The following is a 25578-nucleotide window of genomic DNA, read 5'->3' on the forward strand; positions in this document are numbered from 1 at the left end:
CCGACAGAAAGGGCCACACCGTGGCACAGTCCCGTCCTGACGCCGCACCGTGGTGGCGCTCCGCCGTCATCTACCAGGTCTACGTCCGCAGCTTCGCGGACGGCGACGGCGACGGCACCGGCGACCTCGCGGGCGTCCGCGCCCGGCTGCCGTACCTCGCCGAACTCGGCCTGGACGCGCTGTGGTTCACCCCCTGGTACGTCTCGCCGCTGAAGGACGGCGGTTACGACGTCGCCGACTACCGGGCCATCGACCCGGCCTTCGGCACCCTCGCCGAGGCGGAGAAGCTCATCGCGGAGGCCGGTGAACTCGGCATCCGCACGATCGTCGACATCGTGCCCAACCACGTCTCCGACCAGCACCCCTGGTTCCGCGCCGCCCGCGAGGCCGGACCCGGCAGCCCCGAGCGCGAGCTGTTCCACTTCCGGCCCGGACGCGGCCCCGACGGCTCCCTACCGCCCAACGACTGGCCGTCGGAGTTCGTCGGCTCCACCGACCCCGTCTGGACGCGGCTGCCCGACGGCGAGTGGTACCTGCACCTGTTCACCCCCGAACAGCCCGACCTCAACTGGGCCCACCCCTCCGTCCGCCAGGAACACGAGGACATCCTGCGCTTCTGGTTCGAGCGGGGCGTGGCCGGCGTCCGCATCGACTCCGCCGCCCTGCTCGCCAAGGACCCGGAGCTGCCCGACCTCGCCTCCGCCCCCGACCCGCACCCCTACGTCGACCGCAACGAGCTGCACGACATCTACCGCTCCTGGCGGGCCGTCGCCGACGCCTACGACGGCGTCTTCGTCGGCGAGGTCTGGCTCCCCGACGCCGAGCGGTTCGCCCGCTATCTGCGCCCCGACGAACTCCACACCGCCTTCAACTTCTCGTTCCTGTCCTGCCCGTGGGACGCGGAGCGGCTGCGGACCTCGATCGACACCACCCTCGCCGAGCACGCCCCGGTCGGCGCCCCCGCCACCTGGGTGCTGTGCAACCACGACGTCACCCGCACGGTCACCCGCTACGGCCGCGCCGACACCGGCTTCGACTTCGCCACCAAGGCGTTCGGCACCCCCACCGACCTCGCCCTCGGCACCCGCCGCGCCCGCGCCGCCGCGCTGCTCTCCCTGGCGCTGCCCGGGTCCGTCTACCTCTACCAGGGCGAGGAACTGGGCCTGCCCGAGGCGGACATCCCCCTCGACCGCATCCAGGACCCGATGCACGCCCGCTCCGGCGGCACAGACCCGGGCCGCGACGGCTGCAGGGTGCCGCTGCCCTGGGGGGCGGAGGAGCCGTACGCGGGCTTCGGCGCCCAGGCGGAGCCCTGGCTGCCGCAGCCGGAGGGCTGGGCCGCGTACGCCGCCGACCGCCAGGCGGACGACCCCGGCTCCATGCTCACCCTGTACCGCCGGGCCATCGCCCTGCGCCCCGAGTTCGGCGACGGACCCCTCACCTGGCTGCCGTCGTCCGACGGCGTGCTCGCCTTCGCCCGCGCCTCCGGCGCCCTGTGCGTGGTCAATCTGTCGGACACCCCCGCCGACCTGCCCGCGCACACCGAACTCCTCCTGTCCAGCGCCCCGTTGGACGCCGACGGTCGGCTGCCCCAGGACACCGCGGTCTGGCTGCGCGCCTGAGACCGCCTCCCGCTATCCCGTCACCCCCCCACGAAGGGATCAGCCCATGCACCCCACCCGTACGAGTGTCAGGCTCATGCCAGTCGCGGTGGCCGTCGCGCTCGCCGCCGGCCTGGTCACCGTCACCGCCCCCGCCGCCCACGCGGCGGCCGGGGCCGACCTGCCGTTCACCTCCGTGGAGGCCGAGTCCGCCACCACGACCGGAACCGCGATCGGACCGGACCTCACCCAGGGCACGCTCGCCTCCGAGGCGTCCGGACGCCGGGCCGTACGCCTCGGCGCCGGTCAGCGCGTCGAGTTCACCGTCCCGCGCGCCGCCAACGCCGTGAACCTCGCCTACAGCGTCCCGGACGGCCAGTCCGGCACGCTCGACGTCTACGTCAACGGCCAGAAGCTCGCCAAGACCCTTCCGGTCACCTCGAAGTACTCGTACGTCGACACCGGCTGGATCACCGGCTCGAAGACCCACCACTTCTACGACAACGCGCGGCTGCTCCTCGGCCGGGACGTACGGGCCGGCGACAAGGTGGCCTTCCAGGCGACCGGGGTCCAGGTCACCGTGGACGTCGCCGACTTCGAGCAGGTCGCCGGCGCGGCAGGGCAGCCCGCCGGATCGGTGTCCGTCGTCTCCAAGGGGGCCGATCCCACCGGCCAGGGCGACTCCACGCAGGCCTTCCGGGACGCCGTCGCCGCCGCGCGGGGCGGGGTGGTGTGGATCCCGCCGGGGGAGTACCGGCTGACGTCGTCGCTCAGCGGCGTGCAGAACGTGACCCTCCAGGGCGCCGGGCACTGGCACTCGATCGTGCGCTCCTCCCGGTTCATCGACCAGACGGGCTCCTCCGGCAACGTCCACATCAAGGACTTCGCCGTGATCGGCGAGGTCACCGAGCGCGTCGACTCCAACCCCGACAACTTCGTCAACGGCTCGCTCGGGCCGAACAGCTCCGTCTCCGGGATGTGGCTGCAGCACCTCAAGGTCGGCCTCTGGCTGACCGGCACCAACGACAACCTCGTCGTGGAGAACAACCGCTTCCTCGACATGACCGCCGACGGCCTGAACCTCAACGGCAACGCGCGCGGAGTGAAGGTCCGCCACAACTTCCTGCGCAACCAGGGCGACGACGCGCTCGCCATGTGGTCGCTGAACGCGCCGGACGTCGGCAGCAGCTTCGAGAACAACACCATCACCCAGCCGAACCTCGCCAACGGCATCGCGATCTACGGCGGCACCGACATCACCGTCCGCGGCAACCTGATCTCCGACACCAACGCGCTCGGCAGCGGCATCGCGATCTCCAACCAGAAGTTCCTCGACCCGTTCCACCCGCTGTCCGGCACCATCACCGTCGACGGCAACACCCTGGTCCGCACCGGCGCCATGAACCCCAACTGGAACCACCCGATGGGCGCCCTGCGGGTCGACAGCTACGACAGCGCCATCGAGGCACAGGTCCGGATCACGAACACCACCGTCACCGACAGTCCGTACAGCGCCTTCGAGTTCGTCTCCGGCGGCGGACGCGGGTTCGCGGCGAAGAACGTCACCGTCGACGGGGCGACCGTCCGCAACACCGGCACGGTCGTCGTCCAGGCCGAGACCCCGGGCGCCGCCACCTTCCGCAACGTCACGGCGACCGGCGTCGGCGCAGCGGGCGTCTACAACTGCCCCTACCCGGCCGGCTCCGGCACCTTCGCCCTCACCGACGGAGGCGGCAACTCCGGCTGGAGCAGCACCTGGTCGGACTGCTCCACCTGGCCGCAGCCCGGCCAGGGCAACCCGGACCCGGACCCCGGCGAGTCCGGCAACCTCGCCAAGGGCCGCCCGGCCACCGCCACCGGCTCACAGGACGTCTACACACCCGGCAAGGCCGTCGACGGCGACGCCGGCACCTACTGGGAGTCCGCCAACCACGCCTTTCCGCAGGCCCTCACCGTCGACCTCGGCTCGTCCCGGACGGTCCGCAGGCTGGTGCTGAAGCTGCCCCCGTCCGCCGCCTGGGGCGCCCGCACCCAGACCGTCACGGTCCTGGGCAGCACCGACGGCTCGACGTACTCCACGGTCGTCGGCGCCACCGGCCACCGCTTCGACCCGGCCACCGGCAACACGGTCACCATCCCCCTGCCCGCCGGCACCAGCCTGCGCCATCTGCGGCTCTCCGTCAGCGCGAACACCGGCTGGCCCGCCGCCCAGTTCAGCGAGGTGGAGGCGTACTCGATTTCGTGAGCACATCCGGCACGTCCCCGCGCTTCGCCGCCTGGATCTGCTCGTACACACGGGTGCGCAGACCGGCGAAGCGCGGGTCCACCCGCGTGTGCAACTGATCCCGCTCGGCGGGCAGATCGACCGTCAGCTGCTCGCGTACGACCGTCGGGGACGCGGACAGCACGATCACCCGCTCGCCGAGATACACGGCCTCGTCGATGTCGTGGGTGACGAACAGGATCGTGATGCCGCGCTCCCGCCACAGCCGCCGGACCAGGTCCTCCAGATCGGCCCTGGTCTGCGCGTCCACGGCGGCGAACGGCTCGTCCATCAGCAGCACCCGGGGCTCGTACGCCAGCGCCCGCGCGATCGCGACCCGCTGCTGCATCCCGCCGGACAACTGCCAGGGGTAGGCGCCGGCCGCGTCCGCGAGCCCCACCGATTCCAGCGCGTCCCGCACCAGCACCCGGCGGCGCGTTTTACCCAAGCCCTTTTGCCGCAACGGCAGTTCGACGTTCTCGCCGACCCGCATCCACGGGAACAGACTGCGCCCGTACTCCTGGAAGACGAACGCCATCCCGCGAGGCGGCCCGTCGACCCGCCGCCCCTCCAGCAGCACCTCGCCGCCGGTCGGCGCGAGCAGCCCCGCCATGCACTTCAGCAGGGTGGTCTTGCCGCAGCCCGACGGGCCGACGAGACAGACCAGTTCGCCCGGGTCGACGGCGAAGGTCAGGTCGCGGACCGCCTCCACCCGCCGTCCCGAGCCCTCGTAGACCTTCCGCAGACCCCGTACGTCCAGCATGGAACGCCCTTTCTGAAGGTTCACGGCGACCGCCGGGCCGCGTCGCGCAGACCGTGGTACCAGCCGAGCACCCGCCGCTCGACCAGCCGGAAGAGGACCGACAGCACCACGCCCAGCATCCCGAGCAGCAGGATGCCGGTCCACATGTCCGGGATCGCGAAACCGCGCTGGAACTGCACGATGGTGAAACCGAGTCCGTTGCTGGCGGCGAACATCTCGCTGATCACCATGAGGATGATCCCGATGGACAGCGCCTGGCGCAGCCCCGCGAAGATCTGCGGGTTCGCCGACGGCAGCACCAGGCTCCGCAGTCGGGCCACCCCCCTGATCCCGTACGACCGTGCCGCCTCCGCCATCACCGGGTCCACCGCGCGGACGCCCTCGACGGTGTTCAGCAGCACCGGCCAGACACAGCCGCTCGCGATCACCGCGACCTTCATCGTGTCGCCGATCCCCGCGAACAGCATGATGACCGGCACCAGTACGGGCGGCGGCACCGCGCGCAGGAACTCCAGCACCGGTTCGCACACCGCCCGCACCCGCCGGTGCGAGCCGATCACCGTGCCCAGCGCCACCCCGGCGACCGCCGCCAGGGCGTAACCGGCCGCCAGCCGCCACACGCTGGGCAGCACGTCGGCGCCCAGCCGCTCCGGCGTCCACACGTCCGGGAAGGCCGAGAGGATCGTCCGCAGCGGCGGCCAGTACACATCCGTGCTGCCCGCCGACGCCACCCACCACACGACGACCAGCAGGGCGGGCAGCGCGCCCGCCAGGATCAGCCGCAGCAGCACCCGGGTCACACCGCCACCTCCCCGCGCACCGACTGGTGCCAGGCCAGCGCCCGGCGCTCCACCGCCCGCGCCCCCACGTTGATCACGAGCCCCAGCAGGCCCGTCACCACGATCAGCGCGTACATCTCGGGCACCGCCTGCGAGGTCTGCGCCACCCCGATCCGCTGACCCAGCCCCGGTGCCCCGATGACCAGTTCGGCGGTGATGGCGAGGATCAGCGCGACCGCGGCGGCGAGCCGCACCCCGGTCATCACATACGGCAGCGCGGTCGGCCACAGCACGTACCGGATCCGCGCCCAGGTGCCCAGCCCGTACGACCGTGCCGTCTCCTCGGCGACCGGGTCGACGTCCTGGACGCCGTACAGGACCTGGATCAGCACCTGCCAGAAGGACGCGTAGACGACGAGGAGGAGCACCGAGCGCAGTTCGGAACCGTAGAGCAGGACCGCGAGCGGGATGAGGGCGACGGAGGGGATGGGCCGCAGGAACTCGATGGTGGAGGCGGTGGCCTGCCGCAGGTACGGCACGACCGACAGGACGACGCCCAGCACGACACCCGCGCAGGACGCGATCGCGAGCCCCAGCGCCCAGCCCGTGAGCGTGTCGCCGAGCGCGGTCCAGAACGCGGGGTCGCCGGCCTCGTCGCCGAGCGCGACCGCGATCCGGCTGGCCGGCGGCACGTACTCCTCGTCCACCAGGCCGAGCCGGGGGGCCGCCTCCGCCAGCGCCAGGAAGCCGGCGAGCCCCGCCACGCCGAGTGCGGCGTTCGTCCCCCTCACCGGTCCGTGTCCCTCACGGCAGCAGCTCGTCGAGGTTCGGGTCGGTCTTGAACAGGCCGTCCGACCGGCCGAGTTTCATCAGGGCCTCGATCGACGCCCGGTTGGGCTCGGCGGGCCACTTCGGCAGGGTGACCTTCGCCAGCACCTCCGCCGGGATCTTCGTGTACGTAGTGATGGTCTCGCGTGCCTCGTCCGGGTGGGCGTCGGCGTAGGCGAGGGACTGCGCGGTGGCTTTCTGGAACTTCTCGACCACCTCGGGGTTGCGCTCCGCGTACTGCTTGGACGTGAAGTACAGGGCGACGGTGAGGTCGGGCGCCACGTCGACCAGCGGCGAGGCGATCTCCACGCCGTCCTGGCTCTTGATGGTCGCGGTCGCCGGCTCCACCACCATGGCGGCGTCGATCTGCCCCTTGTCCAGGGCGGCCGGCATCTGGTCGAAGGGCAGCTCGACGAACTCCACCTCGTCGGGATCGCCGCCCGCCGAGCGCACCGAGGCGCGGACGGCCGTCTCGTTGATGTTCTTCAGCGTGTTGATGGCGACCTTCTTGCCCTCCAACTCCTTGGGGGACTTCAGAGGGCTGCCCTTCTTCACCATCAGCGCGCCGAAGTCCTCGCCGGGCTCGCCGGTCGAGGCGATGCCGTTGGCGACCGCCTTCACGGGAACGCCGTTGGACTGCGCGACCATCAGGGACGTCACATTGCTGAACCCGAACTGGAACTGACCGCTCGCCACCCCGGGCACGATCGCGGCGCCGCCCTGCGCCGTGGTGAACTCCAGCTCCAGGCCCTGCTCCTTGAAGAAGCCCTTCTTCTGGCCCAGATAAAGCGGGGCGACATCGACGATGGGAATGAGTCCGACCTTCACGGTCGTGACCCCGCCGGACGACCCGCCCCCCTTGGACGGTTCGTCGCCGGACGAGCCACAGGCCGTCGCGACGAGCAGCAGGGCGCCGGCGGTGAGACCGGCGGACAGACGACGCATGGCTCCTCCTGTACAGACAACGGTGCAACGGTGTTCCGACAGGTTGTGCGCACCGCGCACAGTAGTGCGCGACTTCACCCAGCGGGAAGGTAGAAGCTTCCACCGGATCCGGTCAATGGGTTGCTGACAACATTGTTGACATTTTGGAGGTGGCGCCGTGCAAGCCGACGCCCGCGCACCGCATTTCGTGAGGTCCTTCGAGCGCGGCCTGGCCGTGATCCGCTGCTTCGACGCCGGCCATCCCGTCCGCACGCTCAGCGAGGTCGCCCAGACCTGCGACCTGACCCGCGCCGCCGCCCGCCGGCTGCTGCTGACCCTCGCCGACCTGGGCTATGTCCACCAGGACGGCCGCCACTTCCGGCTCACCCCGCGGGTGCTGGAACTCGGCTACTCCTACCTCTCGAGCTACACCCTGCCCGAGATCGCCGAACCGCACCTCGAGCAACTCGTCGCGCGCATACGGGAGTCGTCGTCGCTGTGCGTCCTCGACGGCGACGACATCGTGTACGTCGCCCGCGTCCCCACCCGGCGCATCATGACGGCGTCCATCACGGTCGGCACCCGCTTCCCCGCCCATGTCACGTCGGTGGGCCGGGTGATCCTGGCGCACCTGCCGGAGACCGAGTCCGAACAACTCTTGGATCGCGCCGATTTGAAACCCCTGACGGCCCGCACCCTCACGACACTGGCGGCCCTGCGCGCGGAGCTGCACCGGGTCCGCGCGCAGGGCTACGCCCTCGTCGACCAGGAGCTGGAGGAGGGGCTGCGGTCGGTCGCCGCCCCGGTACGGGACCGCGACGGCACGGTCGTCGCCGCCGTCAACATCGCCGTGCACGCGGGTCGGCACACCGTCGACGCCGTACGCCGCGATCTGCTGCCGCCGCTGCGCGCGACGGCCGCCGCGATCGAGGCCGACCTCAGGATGGCCCCCGCGCACCGGCCGTAGCGCCCGGGCGGCGGCTCACAGATCGAGCAGCAGCCGCCGCCCCCGGCACCGGGACACACAGATCATCATCGTCTCGCCGCTTTCCTGCTCCTCGGCGGTGAGCACGGAGTCCCGGTGGTCGGGGGTGCCGTCGAGTACGTCGGTCTCGCAGGTGCCGCAGGTGCCCTCGGTGCAGGAGTACAGCACCTCGACACCCGCGGCCCGCACGGCGTCGAGCACGGAGACGCCGGGCCCGACGGTGACGGTCAGCCCGCTGCGGGCCAGCTCGACTTCGAACTCCCCGTCTCCCTCGACTGGTTGATCGCGCGGCTGGAACCGCTCGACGCGCAGGGCGCCGGCCGGGCAGCGCCCCTCCACGGCGTCCAGCAGCGGACCGGGACCGCAGCAGTAGACGAGAGTGCCCTCGGGAAGGTCGTCCAGCACCGAACCGAGGTCGAGCAGCCCGCACTCGTCCTCGGGCGCCAGGGTGACCCGCCCGCCGTACGCGGCCAGTTCGGCGGTGAACGCCATGGACCGGCGGGTGCGGCCGCCGTACAGCAGGCTCCACTCGGCGCCCGCCGCCTCGGCCGCGGCCAGCATCGGCAGGATCGGGGTGATGCCGATACCGCCCGCGACGAACCGGTAGGCGGGGGCGGGTTCCAGCCGGAAGTGGTTGCGCGGACCGCGCACCCGCACCTTGTCGCCGGGTCCCAGCCGGTCGTGCACATGGGCGGACCCGCCGCGCCCGGCGGGCTCCCGCAGGACGGCGATCCGCCACCGCGTCCGGTCCGCCGGGTCACCGCACAGCGAGAACTGCCGTTCGAGCCCGGGCCGGAGCAGGAGGTCGACATGGGCGCCGGGCTCCCAGCCGGGCAGCGGCTCACCCGACGGGTCGCGCAGCAGAAGGACGAGCACGCCGTCGGCTGCGAACTCGATCCCCTCGACGACGAGTTCGGCCTCGTACGCCTCCGTCACGAGTCGTCCTCCGGCATCCGATGGCCCTGCGGATGGGCGAGCATCCACTCCCACATCCGCACCGGGTCCTCGGCGCGGTGCTCGCGGCCGCAGTGACAGGTCCCGTGCAGCAGGTCGGTGCCCGGCACCCAGTCGACCCGGTACACCTCCCCGGTGCGGCCGCTCACTTGACCTTCTCCTCGGGCTTCGCGCCCTCCTCGACCAGCCGGGCGAGGATGCGGCGCGCGGCGAGGCCCCCGGTGTCGATGTTGATGCTGAGCTCCTGGTAGCCGTGGCGTTCGGTGCCGAGGGTCCGCTGGAGGAGGTTGAGGGCGTCGACGTCCTGCATCACCACGGTGTGGTTGTTGGCGCGCAGGAACTCGGTGACCTCGTCGTCCTCGGTCGCCCAGTCCCGGGACACCGCCCAGAAGTCGTACACCGTCCCGTCCCCTGAGGGCGTGATGGCGTAGGTGACCTCGGTGTGGAAGGCGTCCGGGTCGCTGCCGTCGGGGTTCGGCACCACGCCGACCGGCGCGACCCGGCTGTGCAGCACATACAGGCAGGGCGCGTGGTACTCGATGTCCTGCCAGCGGGTGATCCGGCCCGAGATCCCGGTCGAACGGGCGTAGAACGGCGGGCACTCGGCGTCGTCCATGTGCCGGCTCACCCGTACGATGCCCGCGCCCTCGTCCACCTCGGTGGTGATCGGCGTCTCGGCGACCTCGGGGGTGCCGATGTACCCGCCGTGCAGATACGTCTCGTGGGACAGGTCGAGGAGGTTGTCGACCAGCAGTCCGTAGTCGCAGTCGATGGGCTCCATCCCGCGCACGGTGACCCAGCCCGGCGCGTCCAGATGCCGGGCCCGCGGGATGCCGGCCGGGTCCGCGAGCTCGGGGTCCCCGATCCACACCCAGATGAGCGAGTCCTGCTCCACCACCGGGTACGAGGCGACGCGCGCGGTCCGCGGCACCCGCTTCTGCCCGGGCACGTACACGCACGTCCCGGTCGTGTCGTACGTGAAGCCGTGGTACCCGCACACGATCCGGTCCCCGTCGAGCCGCGTGGGCGCCTCGGACAGCGGATACCGGCGGTGCACACACCGGTCGTGCAGCACGACCGGCGTCCCCTCGTCCTTGGTCCGGTACAGCACGAGCGTCTCCCCACAGACACTCCGCCCGAGCAACTCCCGCCCCACTTCATGACTGTAGGCGGCGACGTACCACTGGTTCCTGGCATACGCGGTCATGTGCGGCATGGCAGCGGCTCCCGTCTAGGTGTCGTGGCGACATCGTCGGGAAGGGGCCCGGGCGGAGGCAACACGGCTTCCGCCTCACGGAAGGAGGGCAGGGCGAGGACACCGCGTCGCCGCACCCCACGTACCCCCCACCTTCACGCCGGCGCCATCGCACCCTTCCCCCTCGTTCGGTGCCCCTGGAACACTCCTGTCGCGCGCGTTGTCACCGACCGGCCGGATCACCCCTCACGATGGGAAGAGGTCTTCCACCCATGCCCGAAGTCAACCGGCGCAGATTCCTCCAGATCGCGGGTGCCACGACGGCGTTCAGCGCTCTGTCGAGCAGCATCCAGCGGGCCGCCGCGATCCCGGCGCACCAGCGCACGGGCTCTTTGGAGGACGTCGAGCACATCGTCGTCCTGATGCAGGAGAACCGTTCCTTCGATCACTACTTCGGCACCTTGCGCGGCGTCCGCGGGTTCGGCGACCCCCGGCCGGTGCGGCGGGACGACGGCAAGCCCATCTGGTACCAGTCCGACGGCACCAAGGACCTCCTGCCGTTCCACCCGGACGCCGACGACCTCGGCATGCAGTTCCTGGAAGGGCTTCCGCACGGCTGGTCCGACGGCCAGCAGGCGTACGGCGGCGGGAAGTACGACCGCTGGATCCCCGCCAAGGGCACCACGACGATGGCGTATCTGACCCGCGAGGACATCCCCTTCCACTACGCCCTCGCCGACGCGTTCACCGTCTGCGACGCCTACCACTGCTCGTTCATCGGCTCGACCGACCCCAACCGCTACTACCTGTGGAGCGGTCACACCGGCAACGACGGCACCGGCGGCGGCCCCGTCCTGGGCAACGACGAACTCGGCTACGGCTGGACGACGTACCCCGAGCGCCTGGAGAAGGCCGGCGTCTCCTGGAAGATCTACCAGGACATCGGCGACGGACTGGACGCGGCCGGCTCCTGGGGCTGGATCAGCGACGCCTACCGTGGCAACTACGGGGACAACTCCCTGCTGTACTTCGACAAGTACCGCGAGGCCCGGCCCGGCGACCCCTGGTACGACAAGGCCCGCACCGGCACCGACGCCAAGGCCGGCGACGGCTACTTCGACCGGCTGCGCGCCGACGTCCGGGCCGGCACCCTGCCGAAGATCTCCTGGATCGCCGCCCCCGAGGCGTTCTCCGAGCACTCCAACTGGCCGTCCAACTACGGCGCCTGGTACATCGCACGGGTCCTGGACGCCCTCACCTCCAATCCGGAGGTCTGGTCGCGGACGGCGCTGTTCATCACCTACGACGAGAACGACGGCTTCTTCGACCACGTCGTGCCGCCGCTCCCGCCGCGAGATGCCTCCCGCGGCCGCTCCACGGTCGACGTCACACTGGACCTCTACCCGGGCGACGCCACCCGCACGGCCGGGCCCTACGGCCTCGGCCCGCGCGTGCCGATGCTGGTCGTCTCACCCTGGAGCAAGGGCGGCTACGTCTGCTCCGAGACGTTCGACCACACCTCGATCCTGCGGTTCATGGAGCGCCGCTTCGGGGTCGAGGAGCCCCAGATCTCACCCTGGCGGCGGGCCGTCTGCGGCGATCTGACCTCGGCGTTCGACTTCTCCCGCAAGGACAGCCGCCCCGCCGGACTCCCGGACACGGACGCCTACGAGCCGCCGGACCGGGAGCGGCACCCCGACTACCGGCCGACGCCTCCCACCGAGGGCGGCCTGCCCCGGCAGGAGCGCGGGCTGCGCCCCAGCCGCCCGCTGAAGTACGCCCCGTCCGTGGACGGCCGCGTCGACGCGGCGGCCGGCACCTTCCGGCTCGCGTTCGCCTCCGGCGCCAAGGCGGGCGCCGCCTTCCACGTCACCTCGGGCAATCGCGCCGACGGCCCGTGGATGTACACGACCGAGGCGGGCAAGGACATCGACGACACCTGGAACTCGGCGTACTCGAACGGATCCTACGACCTCACCGTGCACGGGCCGGCCGGCTTCTTCCGTGCCTTCCGGGGCACGAACACGGTCGCCGGGCCCGAGGTCACCGCCCGGCACCGGGGCGACGACATCGAGCTGAGGTTCACCAACGCGGGCCGGTCGAGCGTCCGGTTGCGGATCGCCGACGGGTACGGCGGCCGGCCCGCGACGGTGACCGTACGGCCCGGCGTCACCGTCCGCCGGGTCTTCGGCCTGGCGGCGAGCCGCCGCTGGTACGACCTGACGGTGACCGCCGACGGCGACCGCGCGTTCCTGAGGCGGTTCGCCGGACACGTGGAGAACGGGCGGCCGGGGGTGAGCGACCCGGCGACGCTCACCGAGTAGATCGTTCAGAGAGCGAGTCTCACCGAGCAGATCGACCGGAGAGCGAGTTCAGAGCGGTGTCAGGTGTCCCGGGCCCGGCTGCCGGGGCACCACCACCCGTTCCGGGGCCGCCGACTCCGGCTCCAGGGCCAGGACGGCGGCCACCGGGTGCGCCTCGTCCGCAACCGAGGATGAGGCTTCCGCGGGGACGGCCGGTGCGGGTGTGGCGCGGGTCAGGAGCACCACACCCCAGGACGCCAGGCCCGCCCCGGCCACGGCGGCCAGCACACCGGCCGGACCGCCCCGCAGCCGTTCGCCGAGCAGGACCAGGCCGATCACGGCGGCCGCGAGCGGATTGGCGAGGGTGACCACCGCGAGCGGGGCGCCCAGGCCGCCCCGGTAGGCGGTCTGGGACAGCAGCAGCCCGCCCGCCGCGAGCGCGGCCACCAGGACGGCCACCCCGGTGACCTGGAGGCTCAGCACCGGGGCGGAGTGGTCGGTGGCGGCCACCGTCACCGTCTGGGTGAGGGCCGAGGCGACGCCGGAGGTGAAGCCGGACGCGGTCGCGTGCCGCAGTCCCGGCCGGGCGCCCGGCCACGCCAGCATCCCGGTCAGGGCGACCGTCACCGCCGCGACCCCGATCGCCTCCGGTGTGCTCAGCACGTCGTCGGGCGCGGGGCCGGACGCCATCACCAGGATCACGGCCAGACCGGTCAGCGTCAGCGCGGTGCCCCGCCACTCCACCGCGCGGACCCGGCGGCCCGCGAGCCGCGCGCCCAGCGGCACGGCGGCCACCAGGGTGAGCGCGCCGAGCGGCTGCACCACCGTCAGCGGGCCGTACTTCAGGGCTATGACGTGCAGCAGGGCGCCGGTGGCGTTGAGCAGTACCGTCCCCCACCAGGCGCCGGAGCCCAGCAGCCGTAGCAGGCCGGTGCCGGCGCTGCGGGAGGCGAGCCGCTCCTGGGCGACGGCTGCGGCGGCGTAGGCGACGGCGGAGACCAGGGAGAGCACGACGGCGAGCACGGTGGCGGTCATCGTCCCGCTCCCGCGAGGACGGCGTCGCGGCCCGCGGTCTCTCCCCGGCGCTGCGCCGGGAGGAGCCGGCCCGCCGTGGTGGCCGTGCGTCCGGGCCGGGGGACCAGCGCGAGCGCGAGACCCAGCAGGGCCGTCGCCGCGATCGCGTCGAGCCAGTAGTGGTTGGCCGTGCCGACGATGACCAGCAGGGTCAGCGCGGGGTGCAGCAGCCACAGCACCCGCCACCGGGACCGGGTGGCCGCGATCAGGCCGACCGCCACCATCAGGGCCCAGCCGAAGTGCAGCGACGGCATCGCCGCGAACTGGTTGGAGAGCTGGTCGGTCTGTGGGGGGCCGTACACCGAGGGGCCGTAGAGGCGGGCGGTGTCCAGCAGGCCGGTCGCGGCGAGCAGCCGCGGCGGGGCGAGCGGGAACGCGAGATGCAGCAGCAGGGCGGCGCCGGTGACGGCCGTCAGGACGCGTCGGGCCCAGACGTAGTGCGCCGGGCGCCGCAGATACAGCCAGACCAGGAAGGCCAGGGTCGCCGGGAAGTGGACGCTCGCGTAGTACGTGTTGGCCAGGCGTATGAGGGTGTCGCCGTGCAGCAGGAGGTGCTGCACCGCGCCCTCGCCGGGCAGGTGGACGGCGCGTTCGAGGTCCCACAGCCGGTCCGCGTTGCGGAAGGCCTCGCCGGTGTGGCCGGTGGTCAGTTGGCGGCCGGCCTTGTAGGCGAGGAAGAACCCGGCCACGAGCAGCAGCTCGCGGACCAGCGGTGGCCGCGGTGGCGCGGCCTCCTTCCGGTAAGGCTCGGTGCGGGCATTCATCCCCCGGCCCCTTCGCTGACGTAGGTGGTGCTGGGCGAGCTTGTCGGGCTGGGGACTGCTCCGGCTCGGCGAACTCATCGATACGTGCCCGTTCCGAAACGGGACTGTACCGATACGCCACTGTACCGATACGCCAGCGTTCCGGTACAGTGGCGTATCGATAGACGTGCGACACACGGGAAGGCGGGCCCCGCCGACCGCGGGAGCCGCACCCGGACCGAGGAGACGAGCAGATGACGTCGCAGGCCGCGGACGGACCGGACACGGTCGCCGCCTCGCGCCGCTCCAAGATCACGCGGGAGCGTGAGCAGGAGTTCTTCGACGCCGTCCTCGATCAGATCCGGGCCTGTGGGTACGAGTCCGTGACCATGGAGGGCGTCGCCGCCAGCACACGGTGCAGCAAGGCCACGCTCTACCGGCAGTGGCGGACCAAGCCGCAGTTCGTCGCGGCCGCCCTGCGGGCCAGCCGGCAGACCCGCTTCGACGGCATCGACACCGGCTCCCTCGCCGACGACCTGCGGGAGGCCGCCCGCGCCGCGGGCGCCTGGTCGGCCAAGGACACCCGGCTGCTGCAGGCCCTCGGTCACGCCGTCACCGAGGACGAGGAGCTGCGCACGGCGCTGCGCGAGGCGCTCATCGACCCCGAGATCGACGCGCTCCGGCAGATCCTGCGGCGCGGCGTCGAACGGGGCGAGGTGCCCGCCGACCACCCGGCGCTCGACTACATCCCCGCGCAGATCTTCGGCGTGCTGCGGGCCCGTCCCGTCCTGGAGGGCAAGGACGCCGACCCCGAGTACATCGTCCGGTTCGTGGAGGCCGCCGTGCTGCCCACGCTCGGACTCACCTGAGACCCAGGCCGCCGTCCGCGGGATGACTGGACGGCGACCTGAAGCGCCGCACCGTGGGGACGGGGGCGGCGCGCACCACCCGGCCGGGTGGGGTGCCCCTTGAGCGGAGGGGCCGCCCCACCCGGCCGAGTCACATCAGAGGCGCCGGGCTCACACGTCCTGGCCGGGGCCGCCGCCCGAGGACACCTCGATGCCCTTCGCGATCTCGTCGAGGACGGCCTGGCCCTCGTCGGCGTCGACACCGAGACGGACGACGACGATCTCCTTGCCGTCCGAGGCCGGTGAGGGGAAGGCGAGCGACTCGACATAGCCGTCCGAGCCCTTGCTGGTGACCGCCTGCCAGCGGACCAGATAGCCCTTGCGTCCGGCCACGGTCACCGCCTTCGACGCCAGCACCTTGTGCGAGGTGATCTTTCCGTAGCCGGTGCCGTACGACTCCTTCGCGTTCTCCGCGATGTCCGCCTTGGCGACCTTCTCGGGAGTGTCGCCCGCCGTGCCCAGCTCCCTGGCCGGGGCCGAGTACGCGCCGCCCTTCATGCAGGTCTCGGACGTCTGCGCCGGGCACGGATAGGTGTCCTTCGACGCCACCTGCGCGCCGAAGCGGATCTGCTGCCCGTACCAGCCGTCCGGCACCGGAAGGCTGATGCCGTTCAGCGGGTCGGCGACCGAACCGCTCTCCACCTTCGGCGGCCCGGACCCCTCCGGGGCCTGCGACGGCCCGCCCGACTCCCCGCCGGGGCCCTCGGGCAGGTCAGGGCGGCCCGGCACCTCCCGGGAACCGGCCGCCGTGCCGTCCGGGCCGTCCTCGGCCGTCAGCGCGTACACGCCGACGCCTATGCACGCGAGGACCACCGCCGCCACGCCGGCGGCTATCCCGGTGCGCAGCCCGCGCCGCGCGCCGGGCGCGGGCACACCGGGATACCCGGGGTGCACGGGGTACGCCGGATACGCCCCGCCGGCCGGCGGGCCCGCCGTGGCGGCCGTCCCCGCGGCCCGGACCTGGTCCGTCCACGCGTTGCCGTCCCACCAGCGCTCGGTGGGCGGGCCGTCACTGTGCCGGCCTGGGTCGGGGTACCAGCCGGGAGGAGTCACCTGCGTCATGGGCCCACCGTATGAGGTGCGGGTGAAAGCCGGATGAGAGGGCCCGCCCCCGCGCCGCCCCGCCCGGTCCGGAACCTCCGCGACGAGCCCGGGGAGCCCGGCCGTCCACGGAGGCCGCCGATCCCCGACTGCCGTTCCCTGACCGGAATTTGACTGTCATTCAGTCGATACGGGCCATGTCGCGGGCCCTGCGCGTCGCCCGCCCGCACCCGCCGTCACCCGTCGCGGCAACAGGTCCCCCGACCGCTCTCCATTCCGTCCGCCGGAGGACTACGCTCGGGTTCGGTACGCCGTCCGGGCGACTTGGGGAGGTAGCGCGATGACGGAGGCACGGCCCACGCAGGCCGCCTCGGCCTCCCTCTGGGAGCGCGACGAGGAGGTCGCCGCCATCGGGCGGGCCCTCGACCGGCTGTGCGCCGACGAGACCTCCTCGGGCAGCCTGCTGGTGCTGCGGGCCGAGGCCGGCCTCGGCAAGACCGCCCTGCTGGCCGAAACCCGCCGTATCGCCGAGGCCCGCGGCTGCACCGTCTGGTCCGCCCGCGGCGGCGAGACCCTCAGCTCCGTGCCCTTCAACGTCGTACGGCAGCTGCTCCAGCCCGCGCTCCTGTCGCTGATGCCCGAGGAGGCCCGCGAGTACCTCGGCGACTGGTACGACATCGCGGGCCCCGCCCTCGGGATAGCGGAACCCGGCGACCGCCAGGCCGACCCGCAGGGCGTGTGCGACGGACTGGTCGCCGCCGTCCGCCGGCTCGCCCGGCGCGAGTGGCCGCTGGTGCTGCTGATCGACGACGCCCACTGGGCCGACCAGGAGACCCTGCGCTGGCTCGCCGCCTTCAGCGAACGCCTCGACGAGCAGAACGTCTTAGTGGTCGTGGCCCGCCGCCCCGGCGAGGTCAGCGGCGACAGCGCCCGCCACCTCGACGCCATCGCCGACGCCGGCGACTCCGTCTCCACGCTCAGCGCCCTCACCCCGGAAGCCACCGCCGGACTCACCCGCGCCACCCTCGGCGCCCACGCCGACGGGCCGTTCTGCCGAGAGGTCTGGGCCGTCACCGGCGGCAACCCGTACGAGACCGTCGAACTCCTCGCCAAGGTCCAGGAGAACGAGTTCGAGCCGACCGAGGCGGCCGCCGGCGAGCTGCGCGCCCTCAACCGCGCGGCGCGCGGCGGCGGCCTCGTCGCCCGCCTGGAGACCCTCGGCATCGAGGCCACCCGGTTCGCCTGGGCCGCCGCCATCCTCGGCACCGGCATCACCGTCGACCTGGTCGCCGAACTCGCCACGATGGGCGTCGACGACGCCGTGCGCTGCGCCGCACTCCTGCGCAGCGCCCGCATACTGACCGAACCCGACCCGGCCGGGGCGCAGCCCGACGACGGCGAGTTCCAGTTCGTCCACCCGCTGATCGCCACCGCCGTCTACAACTCCATCCCGGACGCGCTGCGCACCGCCATGCACGGCATCGCCGCCCGTGTCGTCACCGACAACGGCCGGGGTGCCGCGGTCGCCGCCCGCCACCTCCTGGAGGTCCACCCCGACGGCGACGAGGAACTCGTCGAGCAGCTGCGCGAGGCCGCCCGCGAGCATCTGGCCGTCGGCGCCCCCGACGCGGCGCGCCGCTGTCTGGAGCGCGCCCTGGTGGAGCCGCCCCGCGCCGAGATCCACGCCCATGTGCTGCACGAACTCGGCTGCGCCACCCTGCTGACCGCGCCCGCCGTCACCATCGACCATCTGCAACGGGCCCTCGCCCTGCCCGGCCTGGACGGCGACGAACGCGTCGACGCCGTCTACCGCCTGTCCCAGGCCCTGCTCCACAACGACCAGCTGGAGGAGGCCGTCCGCACCGTCGAGGCGGAGGCCGCCCGGCAGAGCGGACCCACCCGGTTGCGGCTCCAGGCCGTGCAGTTCATGTGGGAGGGCATCCACGGCGAGGCCGCCTCACCGGGACGCTCCGCCCGCCTCGCCGACCTGGCCGCCACCTGCACCGGGCGGGACAACTCCGAGCGCGCCCTGCTCATCCTGCGCGGCTTCGACGCCATGGCGCGCGGCGAGAACGCCGAGGAGGTCGCCGAGCTGTGCGACCGGGCCCTCGTCAACGGCCGTCTCGCCCCCGGCCTCGGCTGGACCGACCCCGAGTGGGGCCTGGAGCTGCCGATGATGCTGGCCAGCGCCTACGCCTTCACCGACCGCCTCGACCGCGCCGAAACCCTCTACAATGAGGCGCTGCGGGCCTACGAGTCGGTCGGCTGGAGCGGCGGCCACCTCGCCCTCGCCCACGCCTACGTCGGGCTCGGTCACCGCAGACGCGGCAGGCTCCGGGAGGCCGAGGAGTCCCTGCGCGAGTCGCTGGCGTTCGCCGAGCGCGTCGGCCGGCGGCTGCCGCTGCACTGGTCCGCGACCTGCAACCTCGTCGACACGCTGCTCGCCCGCGGCCATGTCGAGGAGGCCTGGGACATCGCCGAGCGGTACGGCTTCGCCCCGCCCTACCCGTCCACCATCGTGCTGCCGGACCCGCGCTCGGTCCGCGGCCGGCTGCTGCTCGCCGTGGGCCGCACCAAGGACGGCATCAACGAACTGGAGGCCGCCGAGAAGGCGGCGGCCGTCCGCGGCCACCACAACCCCGTCCTGGTCCCCTGGGCGGTCGACCTCGCCCGCGCCCTCGCCAACGAGGACCCCACGCGGGCCGCCCGGCTGGCCGCCGAGGTCCGCCGGCACGCCGAGCGGCTGGGCACCGACACCGCGATCGGGGAGGCCCTGCGCTGCGCGGCGGCCCTGGAGACCGGGCAGCGGGCCGTGCGCCTGGCCGAGCGGGCCGTCGCCTATCTGGAGGCGTCACCCTGCCAGTACGAGCACGCCGTCGCCCGCGTCGAGTACGGCCTGGCCGCCCGCTCCGCCACGGAACTGCGGCGCGGCCTGACGCTGGCCCGCTCCTGCGGCGCGGACGGGCTGGTGCTCCAGGCCGAGGCCGCGCTGGCCACCGGTCTGCTCTGAGGTCCGGTCACAGGCTCAGCAGCTGCTCGGTGATCGCGGTCAGCCGCGCCCGCGTGCCGGGGTCGTAGGCGGCCGGGTGGGCCCGGGCCGGTGACGTCCCCTCGAAGTAGCCGCCAGAGCCCAGATCCCGGGTGGCGAGCGCGACGACACCGGGGGCGCCGTCGGCGACCGTGTGGAGGGGCGCGAAGCCGCTGTCGCGGACCATCGCGGTGTCCATGTGCGTCGCCGGGTGCACCACGTTCACCGACACACCGGTGCCGGCCAGCTCGTCGGCGAGGACGAAGGTGTGCACCGCCAGGGCGAACTTGCTGCGGCAGTACGCGGACACGCCGTCGTAGCCGCGGGTCATCTCCGGGTCGGCGGGGTCCAGCGGCTCCTGGCCCGCCGAGCCGACGTTCACGATCCGGGCCGGGGCGTTGGCGCGCAGCACGGGCAGCAGCGCGCGGGTCAGCACCACCGGCGCCAGACAGTTCACCGCGAGCCGCAGTTCGTGGCCGTCGGCGCTCAGCTCCCGGCGGGTGGGGTCCGGGCCGCCGCCGATGGCCGCGTTGTTGATGAGGACGTCCAGTTCCGGGTGGTCGCCGGCGACGTGCGCGGCCAGCTCCCGCACCTGGCCGAGCGAGGCCAGATCGGCCACATACCCGTCGGCCTCCCCGTGCGCGCGCAGCTCCTCGACGAGGCGTTCCGTGCGGTCGGCGTCCCGCCCGTGGGCGAGCACCCGGTGCCCGGCACGGACCAGTTCGAAGGCGACGTACCGGCCGAGGCCCGAGGTGGCGCCGGTGAGCAGCAGCGTGGACATGCCCTCAACCGTAGGCACGCCGGACGGCACGCGCGCGCCGCGGCCCGGTGTACGGCCGCCCGGGTCACCCGGCGGTGCCGGCGTCCGCGTCGGACTTCTCGGACAGCACCCGCTGGGCGACGGCGAACGCGGCGTTCGCGGCCGGCACCCCGCAGTACACGGCCGTCTGGAGCAGCACGGCGCCGATCTCGTCCGGCGTCAGACCGTTGCGCCGGGCCGCGCGGACGTGCATGGCCAGCTCCTCGTGATGGCCGTGCGCGACCAGCGCCGTCAGGGTGATCATGCTGCGTTCGCGCCGGCTGAGCGTCGGGTCGGTCCAGATCTCGCCCCAGGCGTAGCGCGTGATGAAGTCCTGGAAACGGGCGGTGAACGCGGTCTGGCGGGCCTGGGCCCGGTCCACGTGCGCGTCGCCCAGCACCTCGCGGCGCACCGCCATGCCCCGCCGCCCGTCGCCGCCGAGGTGGGCGCGCAGCGCGGTGAGCACGGCCTCCGGCCGTTCGGCGGGGGCCAGATGCGAGGCGCCCGGGATCTCGACCAGCGCGGCACCCGGCACGGCGTCCGCGATCGCCCGCAGATGCGCGGGCGGGGTCGCCGGGTCCTCGCGGCCGGCGACCAGCAGGGTGGGCGCGGTGATCCGGTCCAGCAGATCGCGCAGGTCGAACGCGGCCAGCGCGTCGCAGCAGGCGGCGTAGGAGGCGGGGTCGGCCTCCCGGTGGTCGCGGACCAGCCGGGGCACGGTGAACCCGGTGGTGAACCAGCGGGCGTCGGCGGTGTCGGCGAGTCCCGCCAGCCCCTCCCGCCGTACCCGCTCGGCCCGCTCCTCCCAGGGCGCGGAGCCGCCGAAGTGAGCCGACGAGCAGATCGCGGCCAGCGAGGTGACCCGCTCGGGGTGGTGGACGGCCAGATGCAGCCCGACGGCACCGCCGAGCGAGACACCCGCGTACGCGAACCGCTCGATGCCGAGGGAGTCGGCGAGCGTGAGCACCAGGCCGGCCAGGTCGGCGACGGTCGCCTTGGGACTGAGCAGACCGGCGGGTGAGCCGCCGTGCCCGGGCAGGTCCCAGCGGATCACCCGGTGGGTGGGCGACAGCTCGGGCGCCACCGCGTCCCACAGCGCGTACGAGGTGCCGAGCGAGGGTCCGAGCAGCAGCGGGGGCGCGGAGGCGGGGCCGTCGGCGCGGTGATGGAGAAGGGTCAACGTCGCTCCAGGGCACGGTCGGTGAGGGCTCCGGCGGAGCCGGTGTAGTGCGTCGGGTCGAGGTCGGCGTCCGCCAGCTCGGGGGCCTCGGCGAGCGGGCGCCCCTCCGCGGCCAGCCGGGTCAGCAGCTCCTTGGCGCGGGCGCGGCCCAGAACCGGGGCGAGTTCGGCGGACAGCCGTTCCGAGACGACCGCCCCGCCGGTGAGGTCCAGGTTCGCGCGCATCGCGTCCGGGCGCACCCGCAGCCCCTCCGCCAGCTCGGCGGCGTCCCGGGCGGCGCCGCCCACCAGGCGCAGCAGATCCCGCAGCGGCTCCCACTCCGCGTGCCAGGCGCCGGCCGGCCGTTCGTCCTCGGCGACCAGCGACCCGTACAGGGTGGCCGCGAGCTGCGGCGCCCGCCGGGCGGCGGCGACGACCAGGGTGGACCGTACGGGGTTGGACTTGTGCGGCATCGCGGAGGAACCGCCGCCGCTGCCCTCGGCGACCTCGGCGATCTCGGTGCGCGACAGGGTCAGCACGTCCACGGCGGCCTTCCCGAGGGCGCCCGCCGTGAACGCCAGGCAGCCCGCCAGGTCGGCGACCGGGGTGCGCAGCGTGTGCCACGGCAACTCCGGCGCGCGCAGCCCGAGTTCACGGGCGTAGGCCGTCGGCAGCGCGATCGGGTCGGCAGCCCCGTACGCCCCGAACACCGCCAGCGTCCCGGCGGCACCCCCGAGCTGGGCGGGCAGCGTGTCCCGTACGGCCGTCGTGCGGTCCCGCGCGTCGAGGACCAGCGCCCGCCACCCGGCCGCCTTCAGCCCGAACGTCGTCGGGACGGCGTGCTGGGTGAGGGTGCGGCCCGGCAGCGCGGTGTCGCGGTGCGCGGCGGCCAGCCGGGCGAACGCCCGCTGGGTGCGCTCCAGGTCGGCGAGGACAGGACCGAGGGCGCGCACCGCCACCAGCATCAGGGCGGTGTCCATGATGTCCTGGCTGGTCGCGCCCCGGTGGACGTAGGGGCCGTGCTCCTCGCCGACGGCCCGGGTGAGCGCGCCGACCAGCGGGATGACCGGGTTGCCGCCCGCGCGTGCCTCCTCGGCGAGCGCCCGCGCGTCGAAGCGGTCCGCGTCCGCCGCGCCGGTCACCGCCCGGGCGGCCTCCTCCGGGGCGAGGCCCAGGGCCGCCTGGGCGCGGGTCAGGGCGGCCTCCGCGTCCAGCAGGGCCTGCAGGAAGGCCGTGTCGCCGGTCGCGCGGGCCGCCGCCGAACCCGTCCACCCGGGGGCGAGCAGACCGCTGTCGCCGGTTTCGGCAGAAGTCACTGGTACTCCAGGAAGACCGTCTCGCCTTCGCCCTGAAGGCGGATGTCGAAACGGTACGTGGCACGGCCCTCGTCCCGCGCGACCAGCGTGGCGCGTCGCTCCGGGGGCAGCCCGGCGAGCAGCGGGTCCGCAGCGTGCGCCGCGGTGTCCTCCGGCAGATAGAGCCGGGTGAACAGGTGCACCAGCAGACCCCGCGCGAACACGCAGACGCTCAGATACGGGGCGCTCGCGCCGCGGGCGCCGGGGCGCAGGGTGCGCGCGTACCAGTGTCCGTCCGCGTCGGTCTGCGTCCGGCCCCAGCCGGTGAACTCCACGCCGTTGCGCCCCAGATGGCCGCCGTTCGCCGGGTCGCGCCGCATCGAGCCGTCGGCCGTGGGGATGTTCCCGTCCGGGCCGGCGCCCCACAGTTCGAGGAACGCGTCCGGCAGGGGAGCGCCCGCGCCGTCGAGGACGTACCCGTGCACGGTGATGGTGTCGGGGTGCCCGAGCGGGGCGATGTCCTCGCCGCCGGGGAAGGGCAGCGCGTAGCCGTAGAAAGGGCCCACCGTGTGGGAGGGCGTGGGCAGGACGCCGCCCGGTCCGTCCGCGTCGGTCGTCGTCACGGCTCAGTGCCCCTCTTCCCGCCCGGTGGCGTTCGGCCCGTCGAGCACGATGTCCCAGCGGTAGCCCATCGAGAACTCCGGTACGGACAGGCTGTGGTCATAGGTGGCGACGAGCCGCTGCCGGGCGGCGTCGTCGGTCACGGACTGGATGATCGGGTCGTAGGGGAACAGCGGGTCGGCCGGGAAGTACATCTGGGTGACCAGCCGCTGGGTGAAGGCCGAGCCGAACATCGAGAAGTGGATGTGGGCGGGCCGCCAGGCGTTGAGGTGGTTGCGCCACGGGTACGGGCCCGGCTGGATGGTCGTGAAGTGGTAGCGGCCGTCGGCGTCCGTGAGGGTGCGGCCCACCCCGGTGAAGTTCGGGTCCAGCGGGGCGTCGTGCTGCTCGCGCCGATGGGCGTAGCGGCCGGCCGCGTTGGCCTGCCAGATCTCGATGAGCTGGCCGCGCACCGGGCGCCCGGCACGGTCCAGGAGCCGCCCCGCGACGGTGATCCGCTCCCCGAGGGGCTCACCGGTGTGCTGCCGGGTGAGGTCGTTGTCGATCTCGGTGACATCCCGGTCACCGAAGGCGGGGGAGTGCAGCTCGACCAGCTCCGGGTCCGCCGTGACGTCGATGGCGACCGGCGGCTGCTTGGGGTGGCGCAGCAGCGACGAGCGGTACGGCGCGTAGTCCCGGCGCGGATGGTGCTCGACGGGCGCCCCGTCCGCGATCCGCTTCTGATAGGCGGCGCGTTCGGCCGCGATCTCCTGGTCGATGTCGTGCTGGGTGAGCGTCATGGGGTCGTTCCTCGGGGGTCGTCGACATCCGTGATCAAGGGGGCACCGGTGCGGGCGGCGATCTCCTCGGCGCCGACACCGGGCGCGGTCTCCACGAGCCGCAGCCCGTCCGGGGTCACGTCCAGGACGCCGAGGTCGGTGACGATCCGGTCCACGCACGCCCGGCCGGTCAGCGGCAGCGTGCACTCCCGCAGGATCTTCGGGGAGCCGTCCTTGGCGGTGTGGGTCATCACGACGATGACCGTGCGGGCGCCGTGCACCAGGTCCATGGCGCCGCCGATGCCGGTGATCATCCGGCCGGGGACGGCCCAGTTCGCCAGGTCGCCGCGCTCGGACACCTGCATGGCGCCCAGCACGGCCACATCGATGTGCCCGCCCCGGATCATCGAGAACGACAGCGCCGAGTCGAAGAAGGAGGCACCCGGCAGGACCGTCACGGTCTCCTTGCCGGCGTTGATCAGATCCGGGTCGACCTCGTCCTCGTCCGGGTACGGCCCCGTGCCGAGGATGCCGTTCTCGGACTCCAGGACGACCTCGACGTCCGGCGGCAGATGGTTCGGGATCAGCGTCGGCAGTCCGATGCCCAGGTTGACGTACTGCCCGTCCCGCAGCTCGCGGGCGGCCCGCGCGGCCATCTCCTCGCGTGTCCACGCCATCAGCCGTCCACCGTCCCGCGCGCCGTGCGCGGCGCCACCGTGCGCCGTTCGACGCCCTTGTCGGCCGCCTGCTCCGGGGTGAGCGTCACGACCCGCTGCACGAAGATCCCCGGCAGATGGACCGCGTCCGGGTCGATGCCGCCGGGCTCGACCAGCTCCTCGACCTCGGCGATCGTGATCCGCCCGGCCATCGCGGCCAGCGGGTTGAAGTTCCGGGCGGACTTGGCGAACACCAGATTGCCGTGCCGGTCGCCCCGGGCGGCGCGGACCAGCGCGAAGTCGGTGCGGATACCGCGCTCCAGTACGTACTGGGTGCCGTCGAACTCGCGGATCTCCTTCGGCGGCGAGGCGAGCGCGACCCCGCCGGAACCGTCGTAGCGCCAGGGCAGCCCGCCGTCGGCGACCTGGGTGCCGACCCCCGCCGGAGTGTAGAAGGCGGGGATGCCGGCGCCGCCGGCCCGCAGCCGCTCGGCCAGCGTGCCCTGCGGGATCATCTCCACCTCCAGCTCCCCGGACAGATACTGCCGGGCGAACTCCTTGTTCGCGCCGATGTAGGAGCCGGTGACCCGGGCGATCCGTCCCGCCGCCAGCAGCACGGCCAGCCCGGACTCCATCGCGCCGCAGTTGTTGGAGACGACCGCGAGCCCGGACACACCGCGCTCGTACAGCGCCTGGATGAGCACGTTCGGCACACCGCTCAGGCCGAAGCCGCCCACGGCCAGCGACGACCCGTCGCCCACGTCGGCCACCGCCTCCAGGGCCGTGGCGACCACCTTGTCCATCCGAGAAGCCCCATCTCTTCCGAGCGCCTGCCGGCCTGGACGCCGGCCGAAGTAGTCAGCGCACTGAGCATCTTCACGAGGTGCGACTCACGCTGCCA

23 protein-coding genes are annotated in these 25578 nt (G+C 73.2%); 6 read left to right on the forward strand and 17 right to left on the reverse strand.

What is annotated here, in order from left to right; genetic code table 11:
• The first annotated feature begins 20 nt into the window (after positions 1-20).
• Positions 21-1622, forward strand: coding sequence for a glycoside hydrolase family 13 protein (locus KBY32_RS00700; RefSeq protein WP_210978425.1), 1602 nt, complete (start codon positions 21-23; stop codon positions 1620-1622).
• 46 nt (positions 1623-1668) lie between these two features.
• Entirely contained in the window at positions 1669-3846 is a 2178-nt protein-coding gene (locus KBY32_RS00705) for a discoidin domain-containing protein (RefSeq protein WP_210978426.1), read from the forward strand.
• On the opposite strand, the gene KBY32_RS00710 is transcribed toward KBY32_RS00705, so the two are convergent.
• The 4 genes from KBY32_RS00710 to KBY32_RS00725 are packed head-to-tail and all read right to left on the reverse strand — an operon-like array spanning position 3815 to position 7179.
• Positions 3815-4627, reverse strand: a complete 813-nt coding sequence (locus KBY32_RS00710; protein ID WP_210978427.1) for an ABC transporter ATP-binding protein — start codon at positions 4625-4627, stop codon at positions 3815-3817. The two genes, KBY32_RS00705 and KBY32_RS00710, sit on opposite strands and share 32 nt — an antisense overlap.
• 20 nt (positions 4628-4647) lie before the next feature.
• Positions 4648-5427: an ABC transporter permease gene (locus tag KBY32_RS00715; protein WP_210978428.1), complete on the reverse strand. Its 780-nt coding sequence runs from the start codon at positions 5425-5427 to the stop codon at positions 4648-4650.
• Positions 5424-6197 carry an ABC transporter permease gene (locus KBY32_RS00720; RefSeq protein WP_055619215.1) on the reverse strand — a complete coding sequence of 258 codons (774 nt, stop codon included), beginning with the start codon at positions 6195-6197 and terminating at the stop codon, positions 5424-5426. The genes KBY32_RS00715 and KBY32_RS00720 overlap by 4 nt, the downstream gene beginning before the upstream one ends.
• Before the next feature lie 13 nt (positions 6198-6210).
• Entirely contained in the window at positions 6211-7179 is a 969-nt protein-coding gene (locus KBY32_RS00725; RefSeq protein ID WP_210978429.1) for an ABC transporter substrate-binding protein, read from the reverse strand.
• Between the two features lie 157 nt (positions 7180-7336).
• Here KBY32_RS00725 and KBY32_RS00730 point away from each other — a divergent pair, with 157 nt between their 5' ends.
• A complete protein-coding gene (locus KBY32_RS00730; protein ID WP_210978430.1) occupies positions 7337-8125 on the forward strand; it encodes an IclR family transcriptional regulator C-terminal domain-containing protein in 789 nt (262 codons plus the stop codon).
• 15 nt (positions 8126-8140) lie between these two features.
• Here the strand turns inward: KBY32_RS00730 and KBY32_RS00735 are convergent, their stop codons facing one another.
• From KBY32_RS00735 to KBY32_RS00745, 3 genes are read right to left on the reverse strand one after another with little or no spacing between them, the layout of a single operon-like run.
• Entirely contained in the window at positions 8141-9079 is a 939-nt protein-coding gene (locus tag KBY32_RS00735; protein ID WP_210978431.1) for a PDR/VanB family oxidoreductase, read from the reverse strand.
• Positions 9076-9246 carry a hypothetical protein gene (locus KBY32_RS00740; protein ID WP_107096642.1) on the reverse strand — a complete coding sequence of 57 codons (171 nt, stop codon included), beginning with the start codon at positions 9244-9246 and terminating at the stop codon, positions 9076-9078. The genes KBY32_RS00735 and KBY32_RS00740 overlap by 4 nt, the downstream gene beginning before the upstream one ends.
• A complete protein-coding gene (locus KBY32_RS00745; protein WP_210978432.1) occupies positions 9243-10313 on the reverse strand; it encodes an aromatic ring-hydroxylating dioxygenase subunit alpha in 1071 nt (356 codons plus the stop codon). The genes KBY32_RS00740 and KBY32_RS00745 overlap by 4 nt, the downstream gene beginning before the upstream one ends.
• Positions 10314-10564: 251 nt before the next feature.
• On the opposite strand from KBY32_RS00745, the gene KBY32_RS00750 reads away from it, so the two are divergent.
• Entirely contained in the window at positions 10565-12616 is a 2052-nt protein-coding gene (locus KBY32_RS00750) for a phosphocholine-specific phospholipase C (protein ID WP_210978433.1), read from the forward strand.
• A gap of 48 nt (positions 12617-12664) precedes the next feature.
• Here KBY32_RS00750 and KBY32_RS00755 read toward each other — a convergent pair whose 3' ends face one another.
• Both KBY32_RS00755 and KBY32_RS00760 read right to left on the reverse strand, forming a co-directional pair.
• Positions 12665-13630, reverse strand: a complete 966-nt coding sequence (locus KBY32_RS00755; RefSeq protein ID WP_210978434.1) for a DMT family transporter — start codon at positions 13628-13630, stop codon at positions 12665-12667.
• Entirely contained in the window at positions 13627-14433 is an 807-nt protein-coding gene (locus tag KBY32_RS00760) for a phosphatase PAP2 family protein (RefSeq protein ID WP_210978435.1), read from the reverse strand. Before KBY32_RS00760 ends, KBY32_RS00755 begins: the two co-directional genes overlap by 4 nt.
• A gap of 233 nt (positions 14434-14666) precedes the next feature.
• On the opposite strand from KBY32_RS00760, the gene KBY32_RS00765 reads away from it, so the two are divergent.
• Positions 14667-15281, forward strand: a complete 615-nt coding sequence (locus tag KBY32_RS00765) for a TetR/AcrR family transcriptional regulator (protein WP_055619208.1) — start codon at positions 14667-14669, stop codon at positions 15279-15281.
• 150 nt (positions 15282-15431) lie between these two features.
• Here KBY32_RS00765 and KBY32_RS00770 read toward each other — a convergent pair whose 3' ends face one another.
• Positions 15432-16382, reverse strand: a complete 951-nt coding sequence (locus KBY32_RS00770; protein ID WP_210978436.1) for a DUF2510 domain-containing protein — start codon at positions 16380-16382, stop codon at positions 15432-15434.
• A gap of 319 nt (positions 16383-16701) precedes the next feature.
• Between KBY32_RS00770 and KBY32_RS00775 the strand changes: the two genes are divergently transcribed.
• The gene (locus KBY32_RS00775) at positions 16702-19371 is read left to right on the forward strand and encodes an AAA family ATPase (protein ID WP_210978437.1); all 2670 of its coding nucleotides are present in this window, start codon (positions 16702-16704) and stop codon (positions 19369-19371) included.
• Positions 19372-19378: 7 nt separating this feature from the next.
• Here KBY32_RS00775 and KBY32_RS00780 read toward each other — a convergent pair whose 3' ends face one another.
• From KBY32_RS00780 to KBY32_RS00810, 7 genes are all read right to left on the reverse strand, one after another.
• Positions 19379-20170 (reverse strand): SDR family NAD(P)-dependent oxidoreductase, encoded by a 792-nt coding sequence (locus KBY32_RS00780; RefSeq protein ID WP_210978438.1) that lies wholly within the window; start codon positions 20168-20170, stop codon positions 19379-19381.
• Positions 20171-20234: 64 nt separating this feature from the next.
• Complete coding sequence (pcaD, locus tag KBY32_RS00785; RefSeq protein ID WP_210978439.1) at positions 20235-21368, reverse strand: 3-oxoadipate enol-lactonase; 1134 nt, start codon at positions 21366-21368, stop codon at positions 20235-20237.
• A complete protein-coding gene (pcaB, locus tag KBY32_RS00790; RefSeq protein WP_210978440.1) occupies positions 21365-22663 on the reverse strand; it encodes a 3-carboxy-cis,cis-muconate cycloisomerase in 1299 nt (432 codons plus the stop codon). The genes pcaD and pcaB overlap by 4 nt, the downstream gene beginning before the upstream one ends.
• The gene (gene pcaG / locus KBY32_RS00795; RefSeq protein ID WP_210978441.1) at positions 22660-23265 is read right to left on the reverse strand and encodes a protocatechuate 3,4-dioxygenase subunit alpha; all 606 of its coding nucleotides are present in this window, start codon (positions 23263-23265) and stop codon (positions 22660-22662) included. The genes pcaB and pcaG overlap by 4 nt, the downstream gene beginning before the upstream one ends.
• A gap of 3 nt (positions 23266-23268) precedes the next feature.
• On the reverse strand, positions 23269-24042 hold the full coding sequence (gene pcaH / locus KBY32_RS00800; RefSeq protein WP_210978442.1) for a protocatechuate 3,4-dioxygenase subunit beta: 774 nt from the start codon (positions 24040-24042) through the stop codon (positions 23269-23271).
• Positions 24039-24698, reverse strand: coding sequence for a CoA transferase subunit B (locus tag KBY32_RS00805; protein ID WP_210978443.1), 660 nt, complete (start codon positions 24696-24698; stop codon positions 24039-24041). The genes pcaH and KBY32_RS00805 overlap by 4 nt, the downstream gene beginning before the upstream one ends.
• Entirely contained in the window at positions 24698-25480 is a 783-nt protein-coding gene (locus tag KBY32_RS00810; protein ID WP_210978444.1) for a CoA transferase subunit A, read from the reverse strand. The genes KBY32_RS00805 and KBY32_RS00810 overlap by 1 nt, the downstream gene beginning before the upstream one ends.
• Positions 25481-25578 lie beyond the last annotated feature (98 nt).

Source organism: Streptomyces sp. RK62, from assembly GCF_018070255.1.
GTDB lineage: Bacteria > Actinomycetota > Actinomycetes > Streptomycetales > Streptomycetaceae > Streptomyces > Streptomyces nigra.